Genomic DNA, 21,748 nt, shown 5'->3' on the forward strand with positions numbered 1-21,748 from the left:
GTGAGTCGAGGAGGACATCACGATGCCCGCAACGCAGGAGTCCCTGGCGCAGGAGCTGCGGGAGCGCCTCACGGTCGCCGCCCGCGGGGGACCGGCCGCATCCCGTGAACGCCATGTGTCTCGGGGCAAGCTGTTGCCGCGAGATCGGGTCGCGCGGGTTCTCGACGAGGGCAGCCCGTTTCTCGAGGTCGCCCCGCTCGCAGCCGACGGCCTGTACGGAGGCGAGGCTCCCGGTGCCGGAGTCATCGCCGGTATCGGCCTCGTGCACGGCCGCCACGTCATGGTGATCTGCAATGACGCGACGGTCAAGGGCGGCACATACTTCCCGCTCACGGTCAAGAAGCACCTGCGCGCACAGGAGATCGCTCTCGAGAACAAGCTGCCGTGTCTGTACCTGGTCGATTCGGGAGGCGCATTCCTCCCGAAGCAGGATGAGGTGTTCCCCGATCGCGAGCATTTCGGGCGGATCTTCTTCAATCAGGCGCGGATGTCGGCCGAGGGGATTCCTCAGCTGGCGGCGGTACTCGGATCCTGCACCGCCGGCGGCGCGTACGTGCCCGCGATGAGCGACGAGACGGTCATCGTGCGCGGTCAGGGAACGATCTTCCTCGGCGGGCCGCCGCTGGTGAAAGCAGCGATCGGCGAGGTCGTGACCGCCGAAGAACTGGGCGGGGGAGAGCTGCACGCACGCCGGAGCGGTGTCGTTGACCATCTTGCGGAAGACGACGAGCACGCGCTCGAGATCCTGCGCGACATCGTCGCCACTCTTCCCGCTCCTGCGGCACCCGCATGGGAGGTTCTGAGCAGCCGCCAGCCATCCGAGCTGTCGAGTCTGTACGACGCCGTTCCCGTCGACGTGAACGCCGCGTACGACGTGCACGAGGTCATCTCGCGCCTCATCGACGGTGACACGTTCCTCGAGTTCAAGCCTGAGTACGGCACCACGCTGGTCACGGGATTCGCCCGACTCCACGGGCACCCCGTGGGCATCGTCGCGAACAATGGCGTGCTGTTCAGCGAATCCGCACTCAAGGGAGCGCACTTCATCGAACTGTGCGATCAGCGCGGGATCCCCCTGTTGTTCCTGCAGAACATCACGGGGTTCATGGTGGGCTCCGATGCCGAGGCGGGTGGAATCGCCAAGGACGGCGCGAAGATGGTCACGGCCGTGGCGAGCACGAGGGTGCCGAAACTCACCGTCATCATCGGGGGCTCGTTCGGCGCCGGCAACTACTCGATGTGCGGACGGGCGTACTCGCCGCGATTCCTCTGGACCTGGCCGGCGAGCCGCATCTCCGTGATGGGCGGAACACAGGCGGCATCCGTCCTCGCCACGGTCAAGGAAGACCAGTTGTCCGCGCGTGGCGAGTCGTGGAGCACCGAGGAGCGTGGCGAGTTCGAAGCACCCATCCGCGAGCAGTACGAGCGCCAGGGCGAGCCCTATTACGCCACGGCACGGCTGTGGGACGACGGCATCGTCGATCCCGCGCAGACCCGCGACCTGCTCGGGCTCGCGCTCGACGTCGTCGCCCGCAGCCCGCTGCCCGAACCGCGCTTCGGCGTCTTCCGGATGTGAGTGCCATGTCATCACCGACCGTTTCCTTCCACACCGTCCTCGTCGCCAATCGTGGCGAGATCGCCCGTCGAGTCATCCGCACTCTCCGCACCCTCGGGATCCGCAGCGTCGCCGTGTACAGCGACGCGGATGCGTCGGCACCTCACGTCCGCGAAGCGGATCTGGCCGTACGGATCGGTCCTGCTCCCGCCGTCGAGTCCTACCTCGACATCGATGCGGTGATCGCCGCCGCCCGCAGCACCGGTGCACAGGCGATCCATCCCGGCTACGGGTTCCTCTCCGAGAGCGTCGGCCTCGCCGAGGCCTGCGCCGAGAGCGGCATCGTCTTCATCGGCCCCTCCGTCGATGCTCTGCAGATCATGGGAGACAAGGCCCGCGCCCGCGAGCATGTGCTACGCCACGGAGTTCCGGTGGTCCCGGGCTTCGACGCCAAAGGCCTGTCCGACCACGAGATCGCCGAGGAGGCGGAGAACGTCGGCTACCCGTTGCTCGTCAAGCCCAGCGCGGGCGGTGGGGGAAAGGGCATGGAGGTCGTGACCGATCCCGCGGGGCTGCGCGGAGCGCTCGCCTCGGCTCGTCGGGTGGCGTCTGCGGCTTTCGGAGATGACTCGCTCATCCTCGAGCGTCTGATCCGTCGACCACGGCACATCGAGGTGCAGGTCTTCGGCGATGCCCACGGCACGGTCATCGCCCTCGGCGAGCGCGAGTGCACGCTGCAGCGTCGCCATCAGAAGGTCATCGAGGAGGCGCCGTCGGCGGGCATTCCCGCGCACACGAGGGAGCGGCTGCTCGAGGCGGCCGTTCTGGCAGCGGAGAGCGTCGAGTACGTCGGCGCCGGCACGGTCGAGTTCCTCATCGATGCCGACGCGCCGGACGAGGTCTTCTTCATCGAGATGAACACGCGACTCCAGGTGGAGCATCCCGTCACCGAGGAGGTCACCGGGCTGGATCTCGTCTCGCTCCAACTGCGAGTGGCCGACGGGCTTCCGCTGGACGTCACGCCGCGGTTGCGCGGCCATGCGGTCGAAGCGCGCGTGTACGCTGAGTCACCCGAGCGCGGCTTTCTGCCCTCCACGGGTACGGTCCTCCTGTTCGACCCGCCGCCCGGAGTGCGCGTGGACTCGGCGATCGAGACGGGGATCGAGGTCACCGGTTTCTACGACCCGATGATCGCGAAGGTCGTCTCGTTCGCCGATGATCGTGAAGCCGCCCTCGCGCGCCTCGATGAGGCACTCGCACGCATGGTGGTCTTGGGCGTCGACACGAACATCGCCTTCCTGCGGACCCTGTGCCGACACGAGAGAGTGGTCGCGGGTGACCTCGACACCGGACTCATCGAGACGCTGCTGCCCTGGAAAGCGGAACGCCCGTCGCGCGCCCAGTTGGCTGCGGCGAGGAAGGTGTCGGCCACCGGAGCAGGGGAACCGCTGCGGACCACCGCGCTGTGGCGGGAGCGTCCAGGCTGGAGGCTGGGTGCCGCGGCCGTACCGGAGGCGACGTTCGTGGCCCTCACGGATGACGACGAAGAGGTTGAACTCGGCGCCGGGGAAGGGCCCGCCCCGCACGGGGTGGTGCATGCCGAGATGGACGCCGATGGCGCGGTCTGGGTGTCGGAGAGAGGCCGCACGGTGCGTCTGCGCCCGCTCGACAGGCGGCACAGGACGCTTCATCGTCTCGCTCAGCGCGAAGCAGGATCGGCGAGGACCGAGCCTGAGGGGCGAGCGCCCATGCCGGGCAGCGTCGTTGCCGTGCTGGTTGCGAACGGGGATGCGGTCTCGGCCGGCGACCCACTCGTCGCGATCGAGGCGATGAAGATGGAGCACCAGGTGCTGGCACCCCGCGATGGCGTGGTGCACCTGCTGGTCGCGGTGGGCGATCAGGTGCGGCGTGACCAACCGGTCGCCCGCGTGACGACGGAGGAGAGTTGAACATGGAAGACCTGTCCGAGGAGGAGCGCGAGCTCGCCGCGATGGTGCGGGAGTTCGCGGACACGGTGGTCGCGCCGCAGTCGTATGAGGCCGACCGCACGCACACACTGTCGATGGACGTCGTCTCGCAGATGGGCGATCTCGGCCTGTTCGGTCTGCCGTTCCCCGAGGAGTACGGCGGTCAGGGCGGTGACTACATGGCGCTCGGCATCGCGATCGAGGCCCTGGGGCGGGTGGACCAGTCGATCGCGATCACACTCGAAGCCGGGGTGAGCCTCGGTGCCATGCCGATCTACCGCTTCGGTACCGAAGAGCAGCGGCAGGAGTTCCTTCCCGATCTGCTCGCGGGGCGGGCGCTGGCAGGCTTCGGCCTCACCGAACCGGAAGCCGGCAGTGACGCCGGCGCGACCAGGACCACCGCACGCCTCGAGGGCGACGAGTGGGTCATCGACGGCTCCAAGCAGTTCATCACCAACTCGGGCACCCCGATCACCCGCTTCGTCACGGTGACCGCCGTGACCGGGAACGAGAACGGGCGCAAGGAGATCTCCACGATCATCGTCCCGAACGGCACACCCGGTTTCACGGTCGAGGCCCCCTACGACAAGGTCGGTTGGAACGCCTCCGACACCCACCCCCTGACGTTCGAGGGGGCGAGGGTTCCTGCCGCGAACCTGTTGGGGGAGCGGGGGAGCGGCTTCCGGAGCTTCCTCAGCATCCTCGACGAAGGCCGCATCGCGATCGCCGCGCTCTCGACCGGAGCGGCCGAGGGCTGTCTGGAGGCCGCCGTCGAGTATGCAAAGAGCCGGACGATCTTCGGGGCGGCGCTGAGCACACGCCAGAATGCGCAGTTCACCCTGGCCCGCATGCGGGCGCGTGTTCACACCGCACGGCTCGCCTGGCATCACGCGGCGCGGCTGCGGGATGCGGGGAAGCCGTTCGCGGAGGCTGCAGCGATCGCCAAGCTGGTGGGCGGGGAGGCAGCGATGGACAACGCCAGAGACGCCACCCAGATCTTCGGGGGCAACGGCTTCATGAACGAATTCCCGGTCGCTCGCCACTACCGCGACTCGAAGATCCTCGAGATCGGCGAGGGCACCACCGAGGTCCAGCTGCTGGTCATCGCGCGCGGACTCGGACTCGCCGGGTAGCGTGGCCCCATGCGCCGTACCGAGCGACGAACGGAGTCGAAGTGACCACGCACGACATCCTCCAGAGGGGTCTGTATTACGAGGAGTTCATGGTCGATGCCCGTTACCTGCACCGCCCAGGCCGCACGGCGACCGAGGCCGACAACGTGCTGTTCACGACGCTCACCATGAACACGCAGGCGCTGCACCTCGACGCCGCGTTCGCCGATGCGCAGGACCCGTTCCGTGCGCGGCTGATGAATTCGATGTGGACGCTGTCGACGATGGTCGGCGCCTCTGTCGCGCAGCTGACGCAGGGCACACTGGTCGCACAGCTCGGGTTCGGCGACATCGTCTTCCCGCACCCGCTGTTCGCCGGCGACACCCTTTATACCGAGAGCGTCATCGTCGACAAGCGGCTGTCGTCCTCACGTCCGGGCCAGGGCATCGTGAAGATCGCGCACACCGGACGCAATCAGGACGACACGGTCGTGGCGACCGCGGTGCGGTCCGTCCTCGTCCACTGCCTCTCGGAAGGACTCGACAAGTGACTTTCGCTCTCGGGCCGGCCCTTCTGTTCTGCCCCGCGGATCGACCGGAGCGCTTCCGCAAGGCGCTGGACCGGGCGGACGCGATCATCCTCGACCTCGAAGATGCCGTCCTCCCCGAGGGGAAGGCCGTGGCGCGCCGAAATGTGATCGATGCAGACATCGACGCCGCGCGGGTCATCGTGCGCGTGAACGCGCCAGGCACCGAAGCGTTCACGGCCGATCTCGACGCACTCGCCGCGACGGACTTCCACACGGTGATGGTGGCGAAGACAGAGAGCGCCGAGAGCCTCGATGCGTTCGACCAGCGGTACTCGCTGATCGCGCTGTGCGAGACCGCGCGCGGCATCCATGCGGCCGACCGGATCGCCGCGCACCCCCGGGTGACCGCGATGATGTGGGGCGCAGAGGATCTCGTGGCCTCTCTCGGCGGAACCTCATCACGGAATACGGAGGGTGGCTATCGCGATATCGCCCGGTACGCCCGTGCTCGTGTCCTCCTCGAGTCCGGCGCGCACGGCAAAGCGGCCATCGACGCGGTGCACATCGACATCGACGACGCCGAGGGGCTGCAGCGCGAGGCGATGGACGCCGCCGCCTCGGGGTTCCAAGCCACGGCCTGCATCCATCCGAACCAGGTGACGGCGATCAGGGCTGCGTATCGGCCGGACGACCATGCGGTGTCCTGGGCGCGGGCGGTGCTCGCGGCTGCGGCCACGGAGCGCGGCGTGTTCCGCTTCGAGGGGCGCATGATCGACGAACCGGTGCTCCGGCACGCGCGATCGGTCGTCTCCCGCGTCAGCTGATCAGACGACCTGCGACTCCTCGAGGAGTCGCAGGTAGCCGGGCGCCGCGACGAAGCGGTGTGCGGACCCGTTGCGCAGGACCTCGCCGTCGCGGGGGAGCGTCCCACCGGAGACGTGATCGATCACGGCGCGGATCACGCCGCCGTGTGCCACCACGAGGACCGATTCCGCCTGCGGGGCCGAGCGACGTCGCGCCTCACGGGCGATCGCGTGGAGCGCAGCGATGGCACGCTCGCCGACCTGCTCCAGGGACTCCGCCCCCGGCACCTCGGCGTGCCAGTCGCCGTACGTCGAGATGTAGTCCTCGACCTGCAGGCCCTCACCGTCGCCGAACTCGCGTTCCCGGATGTCGGGGACCACGCCGACGACCTCGAGCCCGAGCCGGTCGGCGATGATCTCGGCCGTCTCCTTGGCGCGCAGCAGCGGACTGGTGTAGACCGCGTGATGCGTGCTGGCGGCGAGGTTCTCGGCCGCCCTCCGCGCATCTTCTCGCCCGGTCTCGTTCAACGGGATGTCGGTCGAGCCCTGGATTCGTCGAGCGAGGTTCCAATCGGTCTGGCCATGGCGGATGAGGGTGAGGTGGGTCACGAGAGCAGTTCCTGGAGTGCGGGGAGCACGTCGCTGGTGCCGGCGGCGATGGTGACATCAGCCCAGGCATCCGCACGCGTCGGCTCGCGGTTGACGATGATCAGAGGGATGTTGCGGCGTCTGGCGCGCTCGACCAGCCGCACGCCCGAGTTCACGACCAGAGAGGAGCCGGCGACGATGAGGGCGGAGCTGGAGCGCAGCAGCGACTCGGCAGCGCGGAACCGGTCCAGCGGGACGTACTCGCCGAAGAAGACGACGTCGGGTTTCAGCATTCCGCCGCACACCGTGCACACCGGCACGATGAAACCCTCGGTGGATTCGGGGAGGACGTCGCCGTCGGGACCGAGCGCCACGTTCTCCGGAATGGTGATCCAAGGGTTCTGCTCCTCGATCTGCACCGCGATGTCGCGGCGGTCGAAGACCTGACCGCACTGCAGGCAGAAGACGCGACGCATCGTGCCGTGCACTTCGATCACATGCGAGCTCCCGGCGCGCAGATGGAGCCCGTCGACGTTCTGGGTGATGACGCCCGAGACGTTCCCCGCGGCCTCGAGCTGTGCGAGAGCGAGGTGTCCTGCGTTGGGTTCCGCGCGCGCGAACGCACGCCAGCCGAGGTGGCCGCCGACCCAGTAGCGTCGTCGCGCTGCCTCGTCGCCCAGGTACGTCTGGATCGTCATCGGGTCGCTGCGGGTTCTGGCACCCTCTCCGCGATACGCGGGTATGCCCGAGTCGGTGGAGATGCCGGCGCCGGTCAAGAGGGCGATGCGCCTCCCACGCAGCAACTCGGCGGCGTGGGAGATGGCGGCCGACAGCTCGGCGGTGTTCGAGACGCTCACAGGACCTCCTCGAGCGAGTCTACGGCGTGGAGCGGGGACCGGCCTCGTGGCGCAGGTCGTGTGCAGCGCCCGGGAGCCGTCGGAGCGGAGGTGCGAGCAGTGGCAGAGTGGTAGGCATGCGACTGGTGCCTGTGACCGATGCCGACGATCCGCGCCTCGACGACTACCGCGGGCTCACCGACACCGCGCTGCGCACCATCCGTGAACCGGCGGGCGGGCTGTACATCGCGGAGTCGACGAAGGTCATCGCCCGTGCGGTGGCAGCTGGGCATCGGCCGCGCTCTGTGCTGGTGCAGGAGCGCCGCGTGGAGGACATCCGTGGAATCGTCGGCGATCTCGACGTGCCCGTGTACGTCGTCCCGGACGATGTGGCGGAATCGGTGACCGGCTTCGCCGTACACCGTGGAACGATCGCGTCGATGCACCGCCCGGAGCTGCCGACGGTTCGAGACGTGATCGACGGCGCCTCTGTCGTCCTGATCCTCGAGAACATCGGCGATCACACGAACGTCGGCGCCGCGTTCCGTGCGGCGGCCGGTCTCGGCGCCGATGCCGTTCTGGTGTCGCCGGGTGGTGCCGATCCGCTGTATCGGCGCAGCGTGCGCGTGAGCATGGGGACGGTCTTCCAGGTCCCGTGGACGCGGATCACCGATTGGGATGCTGCCGTCGCAGACCTTCATGCCGCGCGTTTCGACATCGCGGCGCTGGCGCTGCGCGGCGATGCGGTGACACTCGACGCCTACGTCGCCGACCGCCCCGAGCGCGTCGCCCTCGTCATGGGCTCGGAGGGCGACGGTCTCTCCCGCACGGTGATCGACAGCGCCGACACCGTCGTCACGATCCCGATGTCGGGCGGCGTCGACTCGCTGAACGTCGCCTCCGCAGCAGCCGTGGCGCTGTGGGCGGTGAAGGGCTGAGAAGCTTCAGTCGCGCTCCGGGAAGATGACCGGCGAGGGATCAGGACGCTTCGCCGCCAGGTTGTCGCCCGACGACTGGTGCCGCAGACGACGCAGAACCCAGGGCATCAGGTGCTCGCGGGCCCACCCGAGGTCCTCCGATCGCGCCTCGCGCCACGTCCGCAGCGGGTACGGCTCGGGCTGCATGGCCTCGAGATCGTTCGGGACGTTCAGCGCACGGAGCGCCATGCGTGCGACCTCGTGGTGGCCGAGGGCGTTGAAGTGCAGCCGATCGTCGTCGAAGAACCGCATGTCCTGGACGACCTTGAGGGCCCACTGATCCGCGACGATGCAGTCGTGACGCTCCGCGATCGTCCGGACGTTCTCGTTGTAGATGGCGACCTTTCCGCGGAAGGCACGGAACACCGGAGTGAACCCCGTGTCGATGCCGGTGAACAGGAGGACGGCCGCTCCAGTGGACGCGAGGCGTGCCACGGCATCCTCGAGCTGACTCGCGATGGCGTCGGGGTCGGTGCCCGGGCGGATCACGTCGTTTCCCCCGGCGCAGATGGAGACGAGGTCGGGACGCAGCGCGACGGCCGGTTCGATCTGGTCGGCGACGATCTGCGCGATGAGCTTCCCGCGGACGGCGAGATTCGCGTAGGCGAAGTCGTCCACCTGGGCGGCGAGCACCTCTGCCACCCGGTCGGCCCAGCCGCGGTGGCTGCCGGGGTGCGCCGGATCCGGGTCGCCGATGCCCTCCGTGAACGAGTCTCCGACGGCGACGAAGCGTCGCCACGGGTGAGCGGTCTCGTTGGGCATGTACGGGGTCCGAGTCGAATCCTGGTCGGTCATCCAGCTCTCCTTCGCGAACGTCTGCCCGGGCGGCGGTGGCCGCAGCGCAGTGACCGAGCCTACCCGCACGCGCCGGCCCGAGGGAGGGGCGCGCGCGAGAAGTGCGGCACGTGCGACAGTGTCCGCAGCACCGATTATCGTGGACTCGATGCTCTCTCCGTCCTTTCCCCAGCGTGCCCCTTGGGGAACCGCAAGCAAGCTGCGCGCCTGGCAACAGGAGGCGCTGGAACAGTACTTCGAAGCCGATCAGCGAGACTTCCTCGTCGCGGCGACCCCTGGCGCAGGCAAGACCACCTTCGCCCTCACCCTCGCCGTCGAACTCATGCGCATCGGCGAGGTCAACCGCATCATCGTGGTGGCGCCGACCGAGCACCTCAAGACGCAGTGGGCGGATGCCGCGGCGCGCGTGCACATCCGGCTCGACCCGCGATTCCGCAACAGCGACTGGGCGCCCGCACGTCACTACCACGGTGCCGTCGTCACCTACGCGCAGGTGGCTGCGAAGTCGTCGGTGCATCGGCATCTGACGGAGGATGCCAAAACGCTCGTGGTGCTCGACGAGGTCCACCATGGGGGAGATGCCCTGAGCTGGGGTGACGCCATCCGCGACGCCTACGGCCCCGCGAAGCGGCGCCTGCTGCTGTCGGGAACGCCGTTCCGCAGCGATACGGCGCCGATCCCGTTCGTGGAGTACCACCCCGACGAATCCGGGGCTCGCGTCTCGCGCACCGACTACAACTACGGCTACGGTCGAGCCCTGGCCGACGGGGTCGTGCGTCCCGTGCTCTTCCACATGTACGCGGGCAAGATGCGCTGGCGCACCACCACCGGCGACGAACTCGAGACGCACCTCGGGCAGGACAACACGAAGGATGTGACGTCCCAGGCCTGGCGCACGGCGCTCGATCCCGAAGGCGAGTGGATGCCGGCCGTGCTGTCGGCCGCAGATCGCCGCCTCACCGAGATCCGCCACCATGTGCCGGATGCGGGTGGCCTCGTGCTCGCCACCGATCAGACCGTGGCACGGGCGTACGCCAAGATCCTGCACAGCATCACCGGGCAGCAGCCGACGATCGTGCTCTCCGATGACGCGACCGCTTCCGAGCGGATCGAGAAGTTCAGCGCGAACGACTCCCGCTGGATGGTCGCGGTCCGCATGGTGTCAGAGGGTGTCGACGTGCCGCGTCTCGCCGTCGGCGTGTATGCCACGTCGTCCTCCACTCCACTCTTCTTCGCCCAGGCGATCGGCCGATTCGTGCGGGCCCGTCGTCGTGGCGAGGCCGCCAGCGTGTTCCTGCCGCAGGTGCCCGTGCTCATGGGCCTGGCGAACGAGATGGACAAGCAGCGCGACCATGCGCTCGACCGGCAGTCGAAGGAAGAAGACGGACTCGACGATTCCCTGCTCGAGAGTGCCAACCGCGAAGAGGAGACCTCGGATGCCCTGACGCAGGAGTTCAGCTACCAGGCGCTCTCCTCGGTCGCGCACTTCGACCGCGTCGTCTTCGAAGGCCAGGAGTTCGGACAGCTGGCCGAGCCCGGCACCCCCGAGGAGGAGGAGTTCATCGGTTTCCCCGGCCTCCTCGAGCCCGAGCACGTGCACGAGCTGCTCATGCAGCGCCAGACCCGACAGTCGCGGCTGCGAGAGGTGCGCGAGGCCTCTGCCGGTCCGACCGAGACGACGACGCTTCCTCCGCCCCTCCATCGCACGCTCAAGGAGCAGCGGCAGCTCTTGAACAGTCTGGTGGGCCTCTACGCCCGGCAGAGGGGTGAGCCGCACGGCGCGGTGCATGCCGAGCTCCGGCGCATCTGCGGAGGACCGGCAGTGGCGCAGGCGACCGTGACGCAGCTGCAGTCGCGCATCGAAGTCCTGCGCAAGCGCGTGCGCTCCTGATCCGACCTCGACGGCTCCGCTCCGGAGCGCTGCTTCGGATCCCCGAAATGCTGTCAATCCGCGTCTGAGCGGGGTGTCGTCGAGACTCCACGGCTAGCGTTGAACGGTTGCCCGCGCACCGGGCACCGTCACATCTGGAGGATCCATGACAGCCCCCGCTGCCGCCGACCCGACCCCCGCCGATCGCCGGCGCTGGGCGCGCTACCTGGTCGAGGAGCGCGCCGAAGGCGCCGTGTACCAGAGACTCGCGGCGCGCCGCTCGGGGGAGGAACGTGAGATCCTCCTGAGGCTCGCAGACGCCGAACGCCGCCATGAGCAGCATTGGCTCGACCTTCTCGGGGCAGAGCCCGCACGGCTGCCGCGTGCCGGCGTCCGGTCGCGGTTGCTCGGCTGGATGGCGGGCCGCTTCGGGTCGATCTTCGTGCTCGCGCTCGCTCAGAGTGCCGAGGCTCGTTCGCCCTACGACTCCGAGCAGTATGCGACTCCCGCGATGCGCGCGGACGAGAAGGTGCACTACGAGGTCGTCCGCGGACTCGCTGCGCGGGGACGCAGGCGCCTGTCCGGATCGTTCCGCGCTGCCGTGTTCGGTGCCAACGACGGCCTCGTGAGCAACCTCGCGCTGGTGCTCGGCATCGGTGCGACCGGGGTCAGTTCGGGCTTCGTCCTCTTCAGCGGCATCGCAGGACTGCTGGCGGGCGCGCTGTCGATGGGTGCGGGGGAGTTCGTGTCGGTGCGTTCGCAGCGCGAGTTGCTCGCGGCGACCGAGGCGAATGAGGACGCCCATGCCGCTGCCGGCGATCTCGACATCGACGAGAACGAACTCGCGCTCGTGTATCGGGCGCGCGGCATGGACCAGGAGGAGTCGCTGTCGCGCGCGCGACGGATCGTCTCGGCTGCGCAGGCGGGGGTCAGCCGCGCGGCAACGGGTCCGGTGAACATCCAGTCCGGAGACGATCACGAGATCGTCGGGAGCGACTGGACGGCGGCGATCTCGAGCTTCCTGCTGTTCGCCTCCGGAGCGATCATTCCGGTCCTGCCCTGGATCTTCGGCCTCCAGGGCACGACGGCGATCATCGTCGCCTTGATTCTGGTCGGCATCGCGCTGCTGAGCACGGGCGCGATGGTGGGCGTGCTCTCGGGCGGCCCGCCCCTGCGCCGCGCCCTCCGTCAGCTCGCAATCGGCTTCGGCGCCGCCGCCATCACGTACGTGCTCGGCCTCGTGTTCGGTGTCGGCACAGCCTGATCGGCGTGCGCGGACTCACCCCACCACCCGATTGATCGCGGGGACCGTGTATCGGCGGTCGAGAACGGCAGGGTCGGGTTCGTACATCCGCATCACCGGCCGGAAGTCTCCGGCCGGTGCGGGAAGCCAGTTGGCCGCCGCCGTCGCATCTTCGGGTCGTTCATGGCTGATCGTGATGGTGAGAGCGCCTTCCGCATCGCGGACCAGGCCCGGGGTCCTGTCGCCGATGGAGTACCGCGCGATGGGATTCTCCACCAGGTAGAACTCCGGAACGGAGTACATCGTCAACGACCAGAAGGCGGACACGGGCGGCTCGGGGTCCAGACGCAGCGTGTATGTCCGGGCACCGGTGAGCTGTTCTCCGCGGTCGTCGACGTACGTCATGATGTACGCCGCTTCGTAGGGGTGGTTGCCCCATAGGCCGCCGAGTGCGGCAGCTGCGCGTTCGGCGATTCGCAGTTCGGGGTCGGTCATCTTGAAGCGGTCGTCATCCAGGGCACCGACCTCGAAGTAGTCGAGGTTGTAGTCGAAGGCGTGGAAGGTGAGCTTCCACCCGTTCTCTTCCGGGCTGGAGCCGTGCGTCAGGATCGTATGGAGGGTCTCCTTGGCGGCATCCATGTCGCCGACCAGGCGCGCGGCGTCGGAGAGCGGCATCGACGCATAGGGTGATGCGCCCCGCACGGCGATCCCCGTCGAGGCGAGCGAGTCCTGCAACGGACGATCACGCTGTGCGGGTGGGAACTGCTGCGACCAGACGCGGAGCTTCTCGAGGAAGAGCGCGCTCCCCGGCACGTCGGGATCCGGGACGGCGAGGCCTGCAGGAACGGCATCAGGATCTCGCGGCGTCAGCGTCGTGGCGTCCTGGAGTGCGTGTACTTCGGGGAGCTCGTGATCACCGCTCACTGCCCAGCGTCCGACTATCGAGGCGATCGTCGTCGGGAATCGGATCACGACCGTATCTCCGGCGTCGCCGGTCCAAGACGGCGGGACGAGGAGGAACCTCCCCGCGCCCGTTCCGGTCGCGCGATGTCCGACGTAGGCGAAGTTGTTCGTCCATGCGTCGACGAACTGGAGGACGTAATAGCGGCCAGCAGTGTCAGGGACCTGCAGCTCGACCGGGCCGACACTGAGGTCGACCTGCGCCATCGAATACAGCGTGTCGTTGTTGATCGTGACGAACGTGTCTGCCGGCCCTGCGAGCGTCCGAGCGTGGCTGAAGGTGTTGAACCGGGCGGCGGGGTTGGCGCCGACCCCGGTGGTCGTGTAGCGCGTGACCTGATCGAGGTTGAACACGAGCGGGAAACCGTAAAGGTAGGCCTGGGTGATCGTCGAACGATCGGCATCGAGGGCTGTCATGCGGATCAGGCTATCCAGAGCCGTTCGCGTGCAGGGGGAGGAGATCATCCCCCTCGGATGAGGTCACTCGTGCGTTGCCTCGCGTCGCCTGCGGACAACGAAGAAGGCCCCGGATCCAGGGGATCCGGGGCCTTCTTCTTCCTGTGCGCGGAGGGGGACTTGAACCCCCACGCCCTTACGGGCACTACGACCTCAACGTAGCGCGTCTACCATTCCGCCACCCGCGCAGGTTTTGGATGATCGTTGCCGACCGAAGAATGACATTACCACGTTCCCCGCGGCCTCTCGAACCGAGCGGTACGCCCGGGCGTGGCACGCGGTTTCGATAGCCTGGAGCACATGACCGATCCCTCTCTTCCCGAGGTCGTGCGCATCGCCAGCGACCTCATCCGCTTCGACACATCCAACTTCGGCGGAGGGAATGCGAAGGGCGAGCGCGAGGCCGCGGAGTACGTGGGCGCCTACCTCGAGGAACTCGGGCTCGATGTCGAGTACTACGAGCCGATCGCCCGCCGGACGAACGTGATGGCTCGTGTCCCCGGCCGCGATCGAAGCAAACCCGCACTCGTCGTTCACGGTCATCTCGACGTCGTGCCCGCGATGGCCGACGACTGGAGCGTCGATCCGTTCGCCGGCCTCGTCCAGGACGGCATGCTGTGGGGACGCGGCGCCGTGGACATGAAGAACATGAACGCGATGATCCTCACCTCCGTCGCCGAGATCCTGCGGGCGGGGGAGCAGCCGGAGCGCGACCTCATCCTGGCGTTCTTCGCCGATGAGGAGAACGGGGGCGTCGAAGGTTCGGCTCTCGTCGTCCAGAACCGCCCGGAGTGGTTCGAGGGGGCGACGGCCGCGATCAGCGAGGTCGGGGGTTACTCGATCACTGTCGATGACCGACGTGCGTACCTGTTGCAAGTCGGCGAGAAGGCGCTGATCTGGATCCGTCTGGTGGCGAAGGGGCGCGCGGGCCACGGCAGCCGCCTGCACGATGACAATGCCGTGACGAAGCTCGCGGAGGCCGTCGCGGCGATCGGGCGCACGCGCTGGCCGATCCGTCTGACGCCGACGACCACGGCATTGCTGGAGGGACTCAGCGCATTGAGCGGGCGCAGCGCCGACGACCCCGATGCCCTCGCCGCTGCCGCTGGCCCCGCGGAGGCGTTCCTGAGGTCATCGTTCCGAACCACCACGAATCCCACGGCTCTGACCGCCGGATACAAGCACAACGTCATTCCGGAGCGTGCCGAGGCACTCATCGATGTCCGCGTTATCCCCGGGACCGAAGACGATGTGCTCGCCGAGTTGCAGCAGATCGTCGGTGACGACATCGAGATTCAGACGGTCGTCCGTGACATCGGCATGGAGACACCGTTCGAGGGCGAGCTCGTCGAGGCGATGGTGGCCAGCATCGGCCGGCATGACCCCGGCGTGCCGGTGATCCCCTACCTCCTGGGCGCCGGCACCGACAACAAGGCGCTGGCCTACCTGGGCATCACCGGGTACGGCTTCGCGCCGTTGAAGCTCCCCGCTGACTTGGACTTCACAGGCATGTTCCACGGAGTCGATGAGCGAGTACCCGTAGAATCGCTTGTCTTCGGCCAGCGGGTGCTGGCCGATCTGCTGCGCACGTACTGAGCGCCGCCCGCTCCGTGCCGTCACCACAACGAAAGCCTCTCCATGCACTTGTTCGAAGCACTGATCCTGGGCATCGTCCAGGGACTCACCGAGTTCCTCCCGATCTCCTCCAGCGCCCACCTGCGCATTCTCGGCACGTTCCTCCCTTCGGGTGAGGATCCGGGTGCGGCCTTCACCGCGATCACGCAGATCGGCACCGAGGCCGCGGTCGTCGTGTTCTTCTGGCGCGACATCGTGCGGATCATCGGCCAGTGGTTCCGCTCCCTCGTCGGCAAAGCTCCGCGCAACGATCCCGACGCGCGGATGGGCTGGATGATCATCATCGGCAGCATCCCGATCGTGGTGCTCGGCCTGCTCTTCCAGGATCAGATCGAGACCGTGCTCCGCTCGATGTGGATCGTCGCGATCATGCTCATCGTCTTCGGCATCCTGCTCGGCATCGCCGACCACGTCGGGGCGAAGCGCCGGAAGCTGAACGACCTCACGTACCCCCACGGCATCGCCTTCGGCTTCGCGCAGGCGCTGGCGCTGATCCCGGGCGTCTCCCGCTCGGGCGGCACCATCACGATGGGTCTCTTCCTCGGTTACGAGCGCGCCGCTGCCGCCCGCTACGCCTTCCTGCTCGCGATCCCGGCAGTGTTCGGCAGTGGCTTCTACCAGGTGTTCAAGAGTTGGGACGAGCCGTCGTTCTTCTCGTTCGGCGACACGCTCGCGGCGACGGGTATCGCTTTCGTGGTCGCACTCGGCGTCATCGCGTTCTTCATGAACTGGATCTCGAAGCGCAGCTTCCTGCCGTTCGTGATCTACCGGATCCTGCTCGGCTCGGTCCTCCTGGTCCTGCTCGGCACCGGGGCGATCGCAGCCTGATCCGGCCTCAGCGCTTGCGGTCTCCTGGACCGTCGTCGCGACGGCGGAGATACCGCTCGAACGCCTGCGCGATCGCATCGCCGGACGCCTCGGGGGAGTCCCACGTGTCACGCGTGCGCTCGAGCTGACGGATGTACTCGGCCATGTCTTCGTCCTCCGACGCGGCCGCATCGATCGAGGCCTCCCAGGCCGCGGCCTCGGTCCGCAGCGTCTGCCGATCCACGTCGGCGCCGGTCAGCTCCTCGAGCCGGTCGAGCAGGGCGAGAGTCACCTTGGGCGAAGGCGTCGCAGACGCGACGTAGTGCGGCACGCTGGCCCACAGGCTGGCTGTGGGGATCCCCGCGTTCTCTGCGAAGTGCTCGATGACGGAGAGGATGCCGACCGGCCCCTCGTAGAGCGAACGCTCCAGATCGTGCGCTTCGCGGACCTGCTCGTTCTGGCTGGACGCGAAGATGGAGATCGGCCGCGTGTGCGGGACGTCCGAGAGCATCGCGCCGAGGGTGACGAGTCCGGTGATGTCGTCGCGCAGAGCCACATCGATGAACTCCGAGGCGAACGACTGCCAGGTGCGGGCCGGCTCCGCGCCGGTCAGGAGCCAGAACTCGGGTCCGGGACCGGGATCGCGCGGACGCCAGAGGCCTGCTTCCGGCCACGTCAGCTGGCGCCGGCCCTCACCGTCCATCCGACTCGACGGTCGTGTGTACTGGTAGTCGAAGTACAGTTCGGGATCGACGGAGTGCACGAGATCGTAGTCCGACGACGCGCGCAGCGCTTCGATGGCGCCGCTCGCCGCTTCACCGGCATCGTTCCAGCCGTCGAAGGCCGCGATGACGATGCGCTGACCGAGAACATCCATCGAGGGCTCCCTTCGAGATCGTGGACGAGATCCTTCCAGGCTAGTCCGCGACGGCGGGATGCGGGCGGTACCCCGGCTAGCATGGGTTCAGTGAGTAGAAAGCCCAGCGCGGTCCTGTGGGACATGGATGGAACGCTCGTCGACACCGAACCGTATTGGATGGCGGCCGAGACGGCACTGGTCGAATCCTTTGGCGGGTCCTGGAGCCACGAGGATGCGCTGCAGCTCGTCGGAAGCGGTCTGCTCGACAGCGCGGTGATCCTGCAGCGGGCCGGCGTCGCGATGGAGGCCCAGGCGATCGTCGATCATCTGACAGACGCCGTGCAGGACTCGCTCCGCACCAGCGGCGTACCTTTCCGCCCGGGTGCTCGCGAACTGCTCCGCGACCTGCGGAGCGCGGGAATTCCGACGGGTCTCGTGACGATGTCGCTGCGGAGGATGGCACTGAGCGTGGTCGATCTGATCGATTTCGAGGCGTTCGACCTTGTCGTGGCCGGGGACGATGTGGACAACCCCAAGCCGCACCCCGAGCCCTACCTGCAGGCAGCGGCACTCCTCGACGTCGACATCACCGACGTGATCGTCATCGAGGACTCTCCGACCGGCGTCCGCGCCGGACTCGCCTCGGGTGCGCTGACGCTCGCGGTGCCACATATCGTCCCGCTCGACCATCTCGGCGCGCACCAGCTGTGGCCGACACTCGCCGGCAGGAGCGCCGGCGATCTCAACGATCTCTTCGACAGCATCAACGTCGCGACAGGAGCTTCCTGATGACCGAAAGCCGCGTACCGAGGCCTAGTGGTCCGTTCCGACCGGGCGACCGAGTGCAGCTGACCGGCCCGAAGGGTCGCCTGCACACGGTGACGCTCCGCAAGGACGGGGAGCTGCACACGCACCAGGGCGTGCTGCGCCATCGCGACCTGATCGGCCTTCCCGACGGCTCGGTCGTGGCCAACAGCTCCGGACACGACTATCTGGCGCTCCGTCCGTTGCTGAAAGACTTCGCGATGTCGATGCCGCGGGGCGCGGCGATCGTGTACCCGAAGGATGCGGCGCAGATCGTGATGCAGGCCGACATCTTCCCGGGCGCGACGGTCGTCGAGGCCGGGGTCGGATCCGGGGCGCTCTCCCTCTCCCTCCTTCGGGCCGTCGGGCCGGTAGGAAACCTGATCTCGTTCGAACGCCGCGAGGACTTCGCCGACGTCGCCCGCGGCAACGTGGAGACGTTCTTCGGCGAACACCCTGACACCTGGCGCGTCGTCGTGGGCGACCTCGTCGAGTCGCTCCCGAATGAGGTGCCGGCCGGCACCGTCGACCGGGTGGTACTGGACATGCTCGCTCCCTGGGAATGCATGGACGCCGTGGCCGATGCGCTCACTCCCGGCGGCGTGGTCCTCTGCTACGTGGCCACGGCGACGCAGCTCTCGCGCGTCGCGGAGTACATCCGTGGCACGGGACTCTTCACCGATCCCGATGCCTCCGAGACCATGGTCCGCGGGTGGCATGTCGAAGGCCTCGCGGTGCGCCCCGATCACCGGATGGTCGCACACACGGGGTTCCTTCTCACCGCTCGACGGCTCGCGCCGGGCGCGATCGCGCCATCGGTCAAGCGACGCGCTTCCAAGAGCAGCTACGGCGACGAGGATGTCGAGGCGTGGACGCCCGGCGCCGTCGGCGACCGCGAGATCAGTGACAAGAACCTGCGCAAGCGGGCGCGGGAAGCCGAGAAGGCTGCCGAAGGGGCACGCCTTGCTGCGGCGTCGCGCGATTCCGGGCACGCGACGGAATAGACTGGAGCGCGTGCGTAAAACGTCCGCCGTTCTGGCCACACTCAGCCTCGCCGTCCTCGCCCTGACCGGGTGCACAGCAGCGGGACCCGACGGCGGCGACGCCTGCGACCGCGGGGCCGGGTCGAACGAGATCCGTGACGCCGTCACCGTGGAAGGCGACGTCGGATCGGCTCCGGACGTCAGCGTGTTCAGCCCGCTGCACCTCAAGGAGACCGCCTTCGCCGACACGACAGTGGGCGACGGCCGGCAGATCCTCGACAACACGCAGGCCCTCGTGGTGGAGCTCTCGATCTTCAGCGGTGAGACCGGCAAGCAGGTCTACGCGACGTCGTACGACGAGGCCAAGGGACAGGTCTCCACGGCCGACTACTGGGCGACGCAGTCGCCCGGACTCGAGTCGGTGTTCGAGTGCGCGACGGCGGGATCCCGGATCGTCGCGGCCCTCACGCCGGAAGATTTCGGCGCCAACAACCTGGAGGGGTTCGGTCTCGCGGCCGACGACAACGCGGTGTTCGTCATCGACGTGGTCGATGTGTTCCTCTCCCGGGCCGAGGGTTCCCTCCAGTTCAACGATGCGAAGGGCATGCCGACGGTGGTGCGAGCCCCCGATGGCACACCCGGCGTCATCATTCCCGACAGCGCAGCGCCGACGGAGCAGGTCGTGCAGACTCTCATCAAGGGAGACGGGGAAGAGGTCGAAGCGGGCCAGATCCCGCTTCTGAACGTGATGGCCGTGGGCTGGGATGACAAGAAGGTCATCAACAGCACGTGGGGCCAGGGACCGACAGGTGACCTCTCGACCTCGGCTCCCAGCGTCGCAGAGGCCATCGTCGGCAAGACCGTGGGCTCGCAGATCCTCGTCGTGACCCCGGCAGGTGACGCCGGTCCTGCGGTCGCCTACGTCGTCGACATCCTGGGCGCAGTCACGGCGCCGACGCAGTGATGGCCAGCCGGATCCCCGCGGAGGAACGCCTCACGAATCTCGTCGTGGCGCTGATGGCCACGGAGATCGGGCTGACCAAGCAGCAGATCCTCGACAACGTGTCCGGATATCGGCAGCGGGCGGATGCGGGTACACGCTCCGACGCGCTGGAGAAGATGTTCGAGCGGGACAAGGACGAGCTGCGCACCCTCGGCGTGCCGATCGAGACGATCGGGGACGCCGCCGATCCGAACGACCTCCGTGAAGCGAGATACCGTATTCCACAAGCGGAATACGACCTGCCCAGTGACATCGAGTTCTCCGCCGCCGAAATGGCCGTGCTGCAGCTGGCCGGCAGCGTCTGGAGTGCGGAGTCCGTCTCGGGCGATGCGCAGTCGGGCGTGCGCAAGATCCGCGCGTTGGGCATCGACGGTGACGAGCCGATCATCGGCTTCGCCCCGCGCATCACCGCGCGCGACGCCGCATTCGCCCCGCTCCAGGATGCGATCGAGAGGTGCCGTGTGGTGACCTTCGACTACTTGAAACCGGGGGAGGATGCGCCTCGGCGGCGGCGGATCCGTCCGTTGGCACTGGTCGACTATGAGGCCCGGTGGCACGTGTTCGGCATCGACGTGGACGTCGAGGAGGACAGGATGTTCCTGCTCAGTCGTATCGTCGGCGACGTCAAGGTGAGCACGACGACCTTCGACTCCGCACTCCGAAACGGGGCGGGGGAGCGGGCGCTCTCCGGGCTCGAACGCGTCGCTGCTGCGAACTCCGCTCTGCTGGAGGTCACGCCTGGCACCGAAGCCGCTCTTCGCCTGGGCCGACGTGCCTCTTCAGCGCCGCAGGGGATCCGCGTCCCGTTCGTCGACCTGCACATCTTCGCCGATGAGCTCGCCTCCTACGGGCCCGAGGTGCGGGTGGTCGAACCTGTCGCTTTGCGTGACGCGGTCATCGACCGGCTGCGGGCGGTCGTCGAGGCGCACACAGATCAGGGGAAGGCCTGATGAGCGCGAAATCCAAGCCGCTGCTTGCGGCCGACCGCGTCCGCCTCTACCTCACTCTCGTGCCGTACCTGCTCGAGCACGGCCAGGTGTCCCTCGCCGAGGCGGCCGAGGAGTTCGGCGTGACGCCGCAGGAGATGCGCGGCATGGTCGAGAAGCTGACGGTGATCGGGCTCCCCGGTGAGTCCGGTTACTGGCAGCAGCCGCAGGAGATGTTCGACATCAACTGGGACCTGCTCGACCTCGAGGATGTCATCGAAATCACCAACGATGTGGCCCTGCGTCGGGTCCCGCGCTTCACTGCGCGGGAGGCGGCAGCGCTGCTCGCCGGACTGCAGATGGTCGCGGCGGTGCCGGCTGTCTCGGACTCGGGTCTCGTCGCCGGCCTCATCTCGAAGTTGTCCCGCGGAGCAGCCGATGCTCCCGCCGAGGTCGTCGTCGCCCCGAGCGCCGTCGACGAGGTCCGCGAAGCTGTCGCGCGAGGTCTGCATGAGGGCGTCGCGATCGCTTTCACCTACCAGGCTCCGGATGCCGCACCGACGACCAGAACCGTCGATCCGATGCAGATCCTCATCACGAACGGCCAGTGGTACCTGCAGGGATGGTGCCACATGAGGCAGGCGATGCGGACGTTCCATCTCGACCGTGTCAGCGCACCGACCCTCACCGACATCCCGATCACCCACGGCGGTGAACACGTCCCCGAGGCCTTCGCCGGTCTCGACGACGAACGCGAGGTCACCGTGCGGGTGCCGGAGCGCCTCGCGCCCCTGTTGAGCGGCTTCGTTCCCACCGGGCAGCCCGATGTGGTCGACGGCGCGGTGACCACCACATTGCACCTCGCCGATCCCCGTGGGGTCAAGCGGCTGGCCGGGAGGTTCGGCGGTGCGATGGAGGTTCGGGAGCCGGCCATCGCCCGATCCGCGACGAGGGACTGGGCCGCATCGGGACTCGCGCTTTATCGCCGCCCCGATGCCGAGCATTGATCTGTAGACTGAACCGAACGCTCATCGACGAC

The 21,748-nt window shown here is 68.0% G+C and carries 20 protein-coding genes and 1 tRNA gene; 15 read left to right on the forward strand and 6 right to left on the reverse strand.

Annotated elements, in window-relative coordinates:
• Positions 1-22 precede the first annotated feature (22 nt).
• Genes BQ2383_RS16155 through BQ2383_RS16175 form a run of 5 tightly spaced genes read left to right on the forward strand, consistent with a single transcriptional unit; the run spans position 23 to position 5,988 of the window.
• Positions 23-1,576, forward strand: coding sequence for a carboxyl transferase domain-containing protein (locus BQ2383_RS16155; RefSeq protein ID WP_091036261.1), 1,554 nt, complete (start codon positions 23-25; stop codon positions 1,574-1,576).
• Between the two features lie 5 nt (positions 1,577-1,581).
• Positions 1,582-3,504, forward strand: a complete 1,923-nt coding sequence (locus BQ2383_RS16160) for an acetyl/propionyl/methylcrotonyl-CoA carboxylase subunit alpha (protein WP_091036263.1) — start codon at positions 1,582-1,584, stop codon at positions 3,502-3,504.
• A 2-nt stretch (positions 3,505-3,506) separates the two neighbouring features.
• Complete coding sequence (locus tag BQ2383_RS16165; RefSeq protein ID WP_091036265.1) at positions 3,507-4,655, forward strand: acyl-CoA dehydrogenase family protein; 1,149 nt, start codon at positions 3,507-3,509, stop codon at positions 4,653-4,655.
• Positions 4,656-4,696: 41 nt separating this feature from the next.
• Positions 4,697-5,185: a MaoC family dehydratase gene (locus tag BQ2383_RS16170; RefSeq protein WP_091036267.1), complete on the forward strand. Its 489-nt coding sequence runs from the start codon at positions 4,697-4,699 to the stop codon at positions 5,183-5,185.
• Positions 5,182-5,988, forward strand: coding sequence for an HpcH/HpaI aldolase/citrate lyase family protein (locus BQ2383_RS16175; protein ID WP_091036270.1), 807 nt, complete (start codon positions 5,182-5,184; stop codon positions 5,986-5,988). The genes BQ2383_RS16170 and BQ2383_RS16175 overlap by 4 nt, the downstream gene beginning before the upstream one ends.
• Here BQ2383_RS16175 and BQ2383_RS16180 read toward each other — a convergent pair whose 3' ends face one another.
• A complete protein-coding gene (locus tag BQ2383_RS16180) occupies positions 5,989-6,576 on the reverse strand; it encodes a histidine phosphatase family protein (protein WP_091036272.1) in 588 nt (195 codons plus the stop codon). It abuts the gene before it with no gap.
• Positions 6,573-7,412: a Sir2 family NAD-dependent protein deacetylase gene (locus BQ2383_RS16185; protein ID WP_091036275.1), complete on the reverse strand. Its 840-nt coding sequence runs from the start codon at positions 7,410-7,412 to the stop codon at positions 6,573-6,575. The genes BQ2383_RS16180 and BQ2383_RS16185 overlap by 4 nt, the downstream gene beginning before the upstream one ends.
• Before the next feature lie 116 nt (positions 7,413-7,528).
• On the opposite strand from BQ2383_RS16185, the gene BQ2383_RS16190 reads away from it, so the two are divergent.
• A complete protein-coding gene (locus BQ2383_RS16190; RefSeq protein WP_091036277.1) occupies positions 7,529-8,329 on the forward strand; it encodes a TrmH family RNA methyltransferase in 801 nt (266 codons plus the stop codon).
• Positions 8,330-8,335: 6 nt separating this feature from the next.
• Here BQ2383_RS16190 and BQ2383_RS16195 read toward each other — a convergent pair whose 3' ends face one another.
• Entirely contained in the window at positions 8,336-9,163 is an 828-nt protein-coding gene (locus BQ2383_RS16195) for an SGNH/GDSL hydrolase family protein (protein WP_091036281.1), read from the reverse strand.
• A gap of 148 nt (positions 9,164-9,311) precedes the next feature.
• Here BQ2383_RS16195 and BQ2383_RS16200 point away from each other — a divergent pair, with 148 nt between their 5' ends.
• A complete protein-coding gene (locus BQ2383_RS16200; protein ID WP_091037598.1) occupies positions 9,312-11,054 on the forward strand; it encodes a DEAD/DEAH box helicase in 1,743 nt (580 codons plus the stop codon).
• Between the two features lie 145 nt (positions 11,055-11,199).
• The gene (locus tag BQ2383_RS16205) at positions 11,200-12,297 is read left to right on the forward strand and encodes a VIT1/CCC1 transporter family protein (protein WP_091036285.1); all 1,098 of its coding nucleotides are present in this window, start codon (positions 11,200-11,202) and stop codon (positions 12,295-12,297) included.
• A 15-nt stretch (positions 12,298-12,312) separates the two neighbouring features.
• On the opposite strand, the gene BQ2383_RS16210 is transcribed toward BQ2383_RS16205, so the two are convergent.
• Positions 12,313-13,653, reverse strand: coding sequence for a DUF1254 domain-containing protein (locus BQ2383_RS16210; RefSeq protein ID WP_091036288.1), 1,341 nt, complete (start codon positions 13,651-13,653; stop codon positions 12,313-12,315).
• Positions 13,654-13,797: 144 nt separating this feature from the next.
• Positions 13,798-13,880: transfer RNA gene (locus tag BQ2383_RS16215), tRNA-Leu, on the reverse strand.
• Between the two features lie 112 nt (positions 13,881-13,992).
• Between BQ2383_RS16215 and BQ2383_RS16220 the strand changes: the two genes are divergently transcribed.
• Both BQ2383_RS16220 and BQ2383_RS16225 read left to right on the forward strand, forming a co-directional pair.
• Positions 13,993-15,288 (forward strand): M20/M25/M40 family metallo-hydrolase, encoded by a 1,296-nt coding sequence (locus BQ2383_RS16220; protein ID WP_091036290.1) that lies wholly within the window; start codon positions 13,993-13,995, stop codon positions 15,286-15,288.
• Positions 15,289-15,330: 42 nt separating this feature from the next.
• A complete protein-coding gene (locus BQ2383_RS16225; protein ID WP_091036295.1) occupies positions 15,331-16,155 on the forward strand; it encodes an undecaprenyl-diphosphate phosphatase in 825 nt (274 codons plus the stop codon).
• A 7-nt stretch (positions 16,156-16,162) separates the two neighbouring features.
• On the opposite strand, the gene BQ2383_RS16230 is transcribed toward BQ2383_RS16225, so the two are convergent.
• Positions 16,163-17,011 carry a PAC2 family protein gene (locus BQ2383_RS16230; protein WP_091036297.1) on the reverse strand — a complete coding sequence of 283 codons (849 nt, stop codon included), beginning with the start codon at positions 17,009-17,011 and terminating at the stop codon, positions 16,163-16,165.
• Positions 17,012-17,092: 81 nt separating this feature from the next.
• On the opposite strand from BQ2383_RS16230, the gene BQ2383_RS16235 reads away from it, so the two are divergent.
• Genes BQ2383_RS16235 through BQ2383_RS16255 form a run of 5 tightly spaced genes read left to right on the forward strand, consistent with a single transcriptional unit; the run spans position 17,093 to position 21,716 of the window.
• Positions 17,093-17,782, forward strand: coding sequence for an HAD family hydrolase (locus tag BQ2383_RS16235; RefSeq protein WP_432206349.1), 690 nt, complete (start codon positions 17,093-17,095; stop codon positions 17,780-17,782).
• Positions 17,782-18,801 (forward strand): tRNA (adenine-N1)-methyltransferase, encoded by a 1,020-nt coding sequence (locus tag BQ2383_RS16240; protein WP_091036303.1) that lies wholly within the window; start codon positions 17,782-17,784, stop codon positions 18,799-18,801. The genes BQ2383_RS16235 and BQ2383_RS16240 overlap by 1 nt, the downstream gene beginning before the upstream one ends.
• 10 nt (positions 18,802-18,811) lie before the next feature.
• The gene (locus BQ2383_RS16245; RefSeq protein WP_091036306.1) at positions 18,812-19,744 is read left to right on the forward strand and encodes a hypothetical protein; all 933 of its coding nucleotides are present in this window, start codon (positions 18,812-18,814) and stop codon (positions 19,742-19,744) included.
• Positions 19,744-20,733 carry a helix-turn-helix transcriptional regulator gene (locus BQ2383_RS16250; RefSeq protein WP_091036309.1) on the forward strand — a complete coding sequence of 330 codons (990 nt, stop codon included), beginning with the start codon at positions 19,744-19,746 and terminating at the stop codon, positions 20,731-20,733. The genes BQ2383_RS16245 and BQ2383_RS16250 overlap by 1 nt, the downstream gene beginning before the upstream one ends.
• Positions 20,733-21,716 carry a helix-turn-helix transcriptional regulator gene (locus BQ2383_RS16255; protein ID WP_091036312.1) on the forward strand — a complete coding sequence of 328 codons (984 nt, stop codon included), beginning with the start codon at positions 20,733-20,735 and terminating at the stop codon, positions 21,714-21,716. The genes BQ2383_RS16250 and BQ2383_RS16255 overlap by 1 nt, the downstream gene beginning before the upstream one ends.
• Positions 21,717-21,748: the final 32 nt, after the last annotated feature.

The organism is Microbacterium oxydans (genome assembly GCF_900095745.1).
Taxonomy (GTDB): domain Bacteria; phylum Actinomycetota; class Actinomycetes; order Actinomycetales; family Microbacteriaceae; genus Microbacterium; species Microbacterium oxydans_B.

Bases quoted from the DNA above. Each gene is read 5' to 3' on its own strand.
- BQ2383_RS16155 (WP_091036261.1), top strand. From the start codon at position 23: ATGCCCGCAACGCAGGAGTCCCTGGCGCAGGAGCTGCGGGAGCGCCTC.
- BQ2383_RS16160 (WP_091036263.1), top strand. From the start codon at position 1,582: ATGTCATCACCGACCGTTTCCTTCCACACCGTCCTCGTCGCCAATCGT.
- BQ2383_RS16165 (WP_091036265.1), top strand. From the start codon at position 3,507: ATGGAAGACCTGTCCGAGGAGGAGCGCGAGCTCGCCGCGATGGTGCGG.
- BQ2383_RS16190 (WP_091036277.1), top strand. From the start codon at position 7,529: ATGCGACTGGTGCCTGTGACCGATGCCGACGATCCGCGCCTCGACGAC.
- BQ2383_RS16195 (WP_091036281.1), bottom strand. From the start codon at position 9,163: ATGACCGACCAGGATTCGACTCGGACCCCGTACATGCCCAACGAGACC.
- BQ2383_RS16200 (WP_091037598.1), top strand. From the start codon at position 9,312: ATGCTCTCTCCGTCCTTTCCCCAGCGTGCCCCTTGGGGAACCGCAAGC.
- BQ2383_RS16205 (WP_091036285.1), top strand. From the start codon at position 11,200: ATGACAGCCCCCGCTGCCGCCGACCCGACCCCCGCCGATCGCCGGCGC.
- BQ2383_RS16210 (WP_091036288.1), bottom strand. From the start codon at position 13,653: ATGACAGCCCTCGATGCCGATCGTTCGACGATCACCCAGGCCTACCTT.
- BQ2383_RS16220 (WP_091036290.1), top strand. From the start codon at position 13,993: ATGACCGATCCCTCTCTTCCCGAGGTCGTGCGCATCGCCAGCGACCTC.
- BQ2383_RS16225 (WP_091036295.1), top strand. From the start codon at position 15,331: ATGCACTTGTTCGAAGCACTGATCCTGGGCATCGTCCAGGGACTCACC.
- BQ2383_RS16230 (WP_091036297.1), bottom strand. From the start codon at position 17,011: ATGGATGTTCTCGGTCAGCGCATCGTCATCGCGGCCTTCGACGGCTGG.
- BQ2383_RS16235 (WP_432206349.1), top strand. From the start codon at position 17,093: ATGGGTTCAGTGAGTAGAAAGCCCAGCGCGGTCCTGTGGGACATGGAT.
- BQ2383_RS16240 (WP_091036303.1), top strand. From the start codon at position 17,782: ATGACCGAAAGCCGCGTACCGAGGCCTAGTGGTCCGTTCCGACCGGGC.
- BQ2383_RS16250 (WP_091036309.1), top strand. From the start codon at position 19,744: ATGGCCAGCCGGATCCCCGCGGAGGAACGCCTCACGAATCTCGTCGTG.
- BQ2383_RS16255 (WP_091036312.1), top strand. From the start codon at position 20,733: ATGAGCGCGAAATCCAAGCCGCTGCTTGCGGCCGACCGCGTCCGCCTC.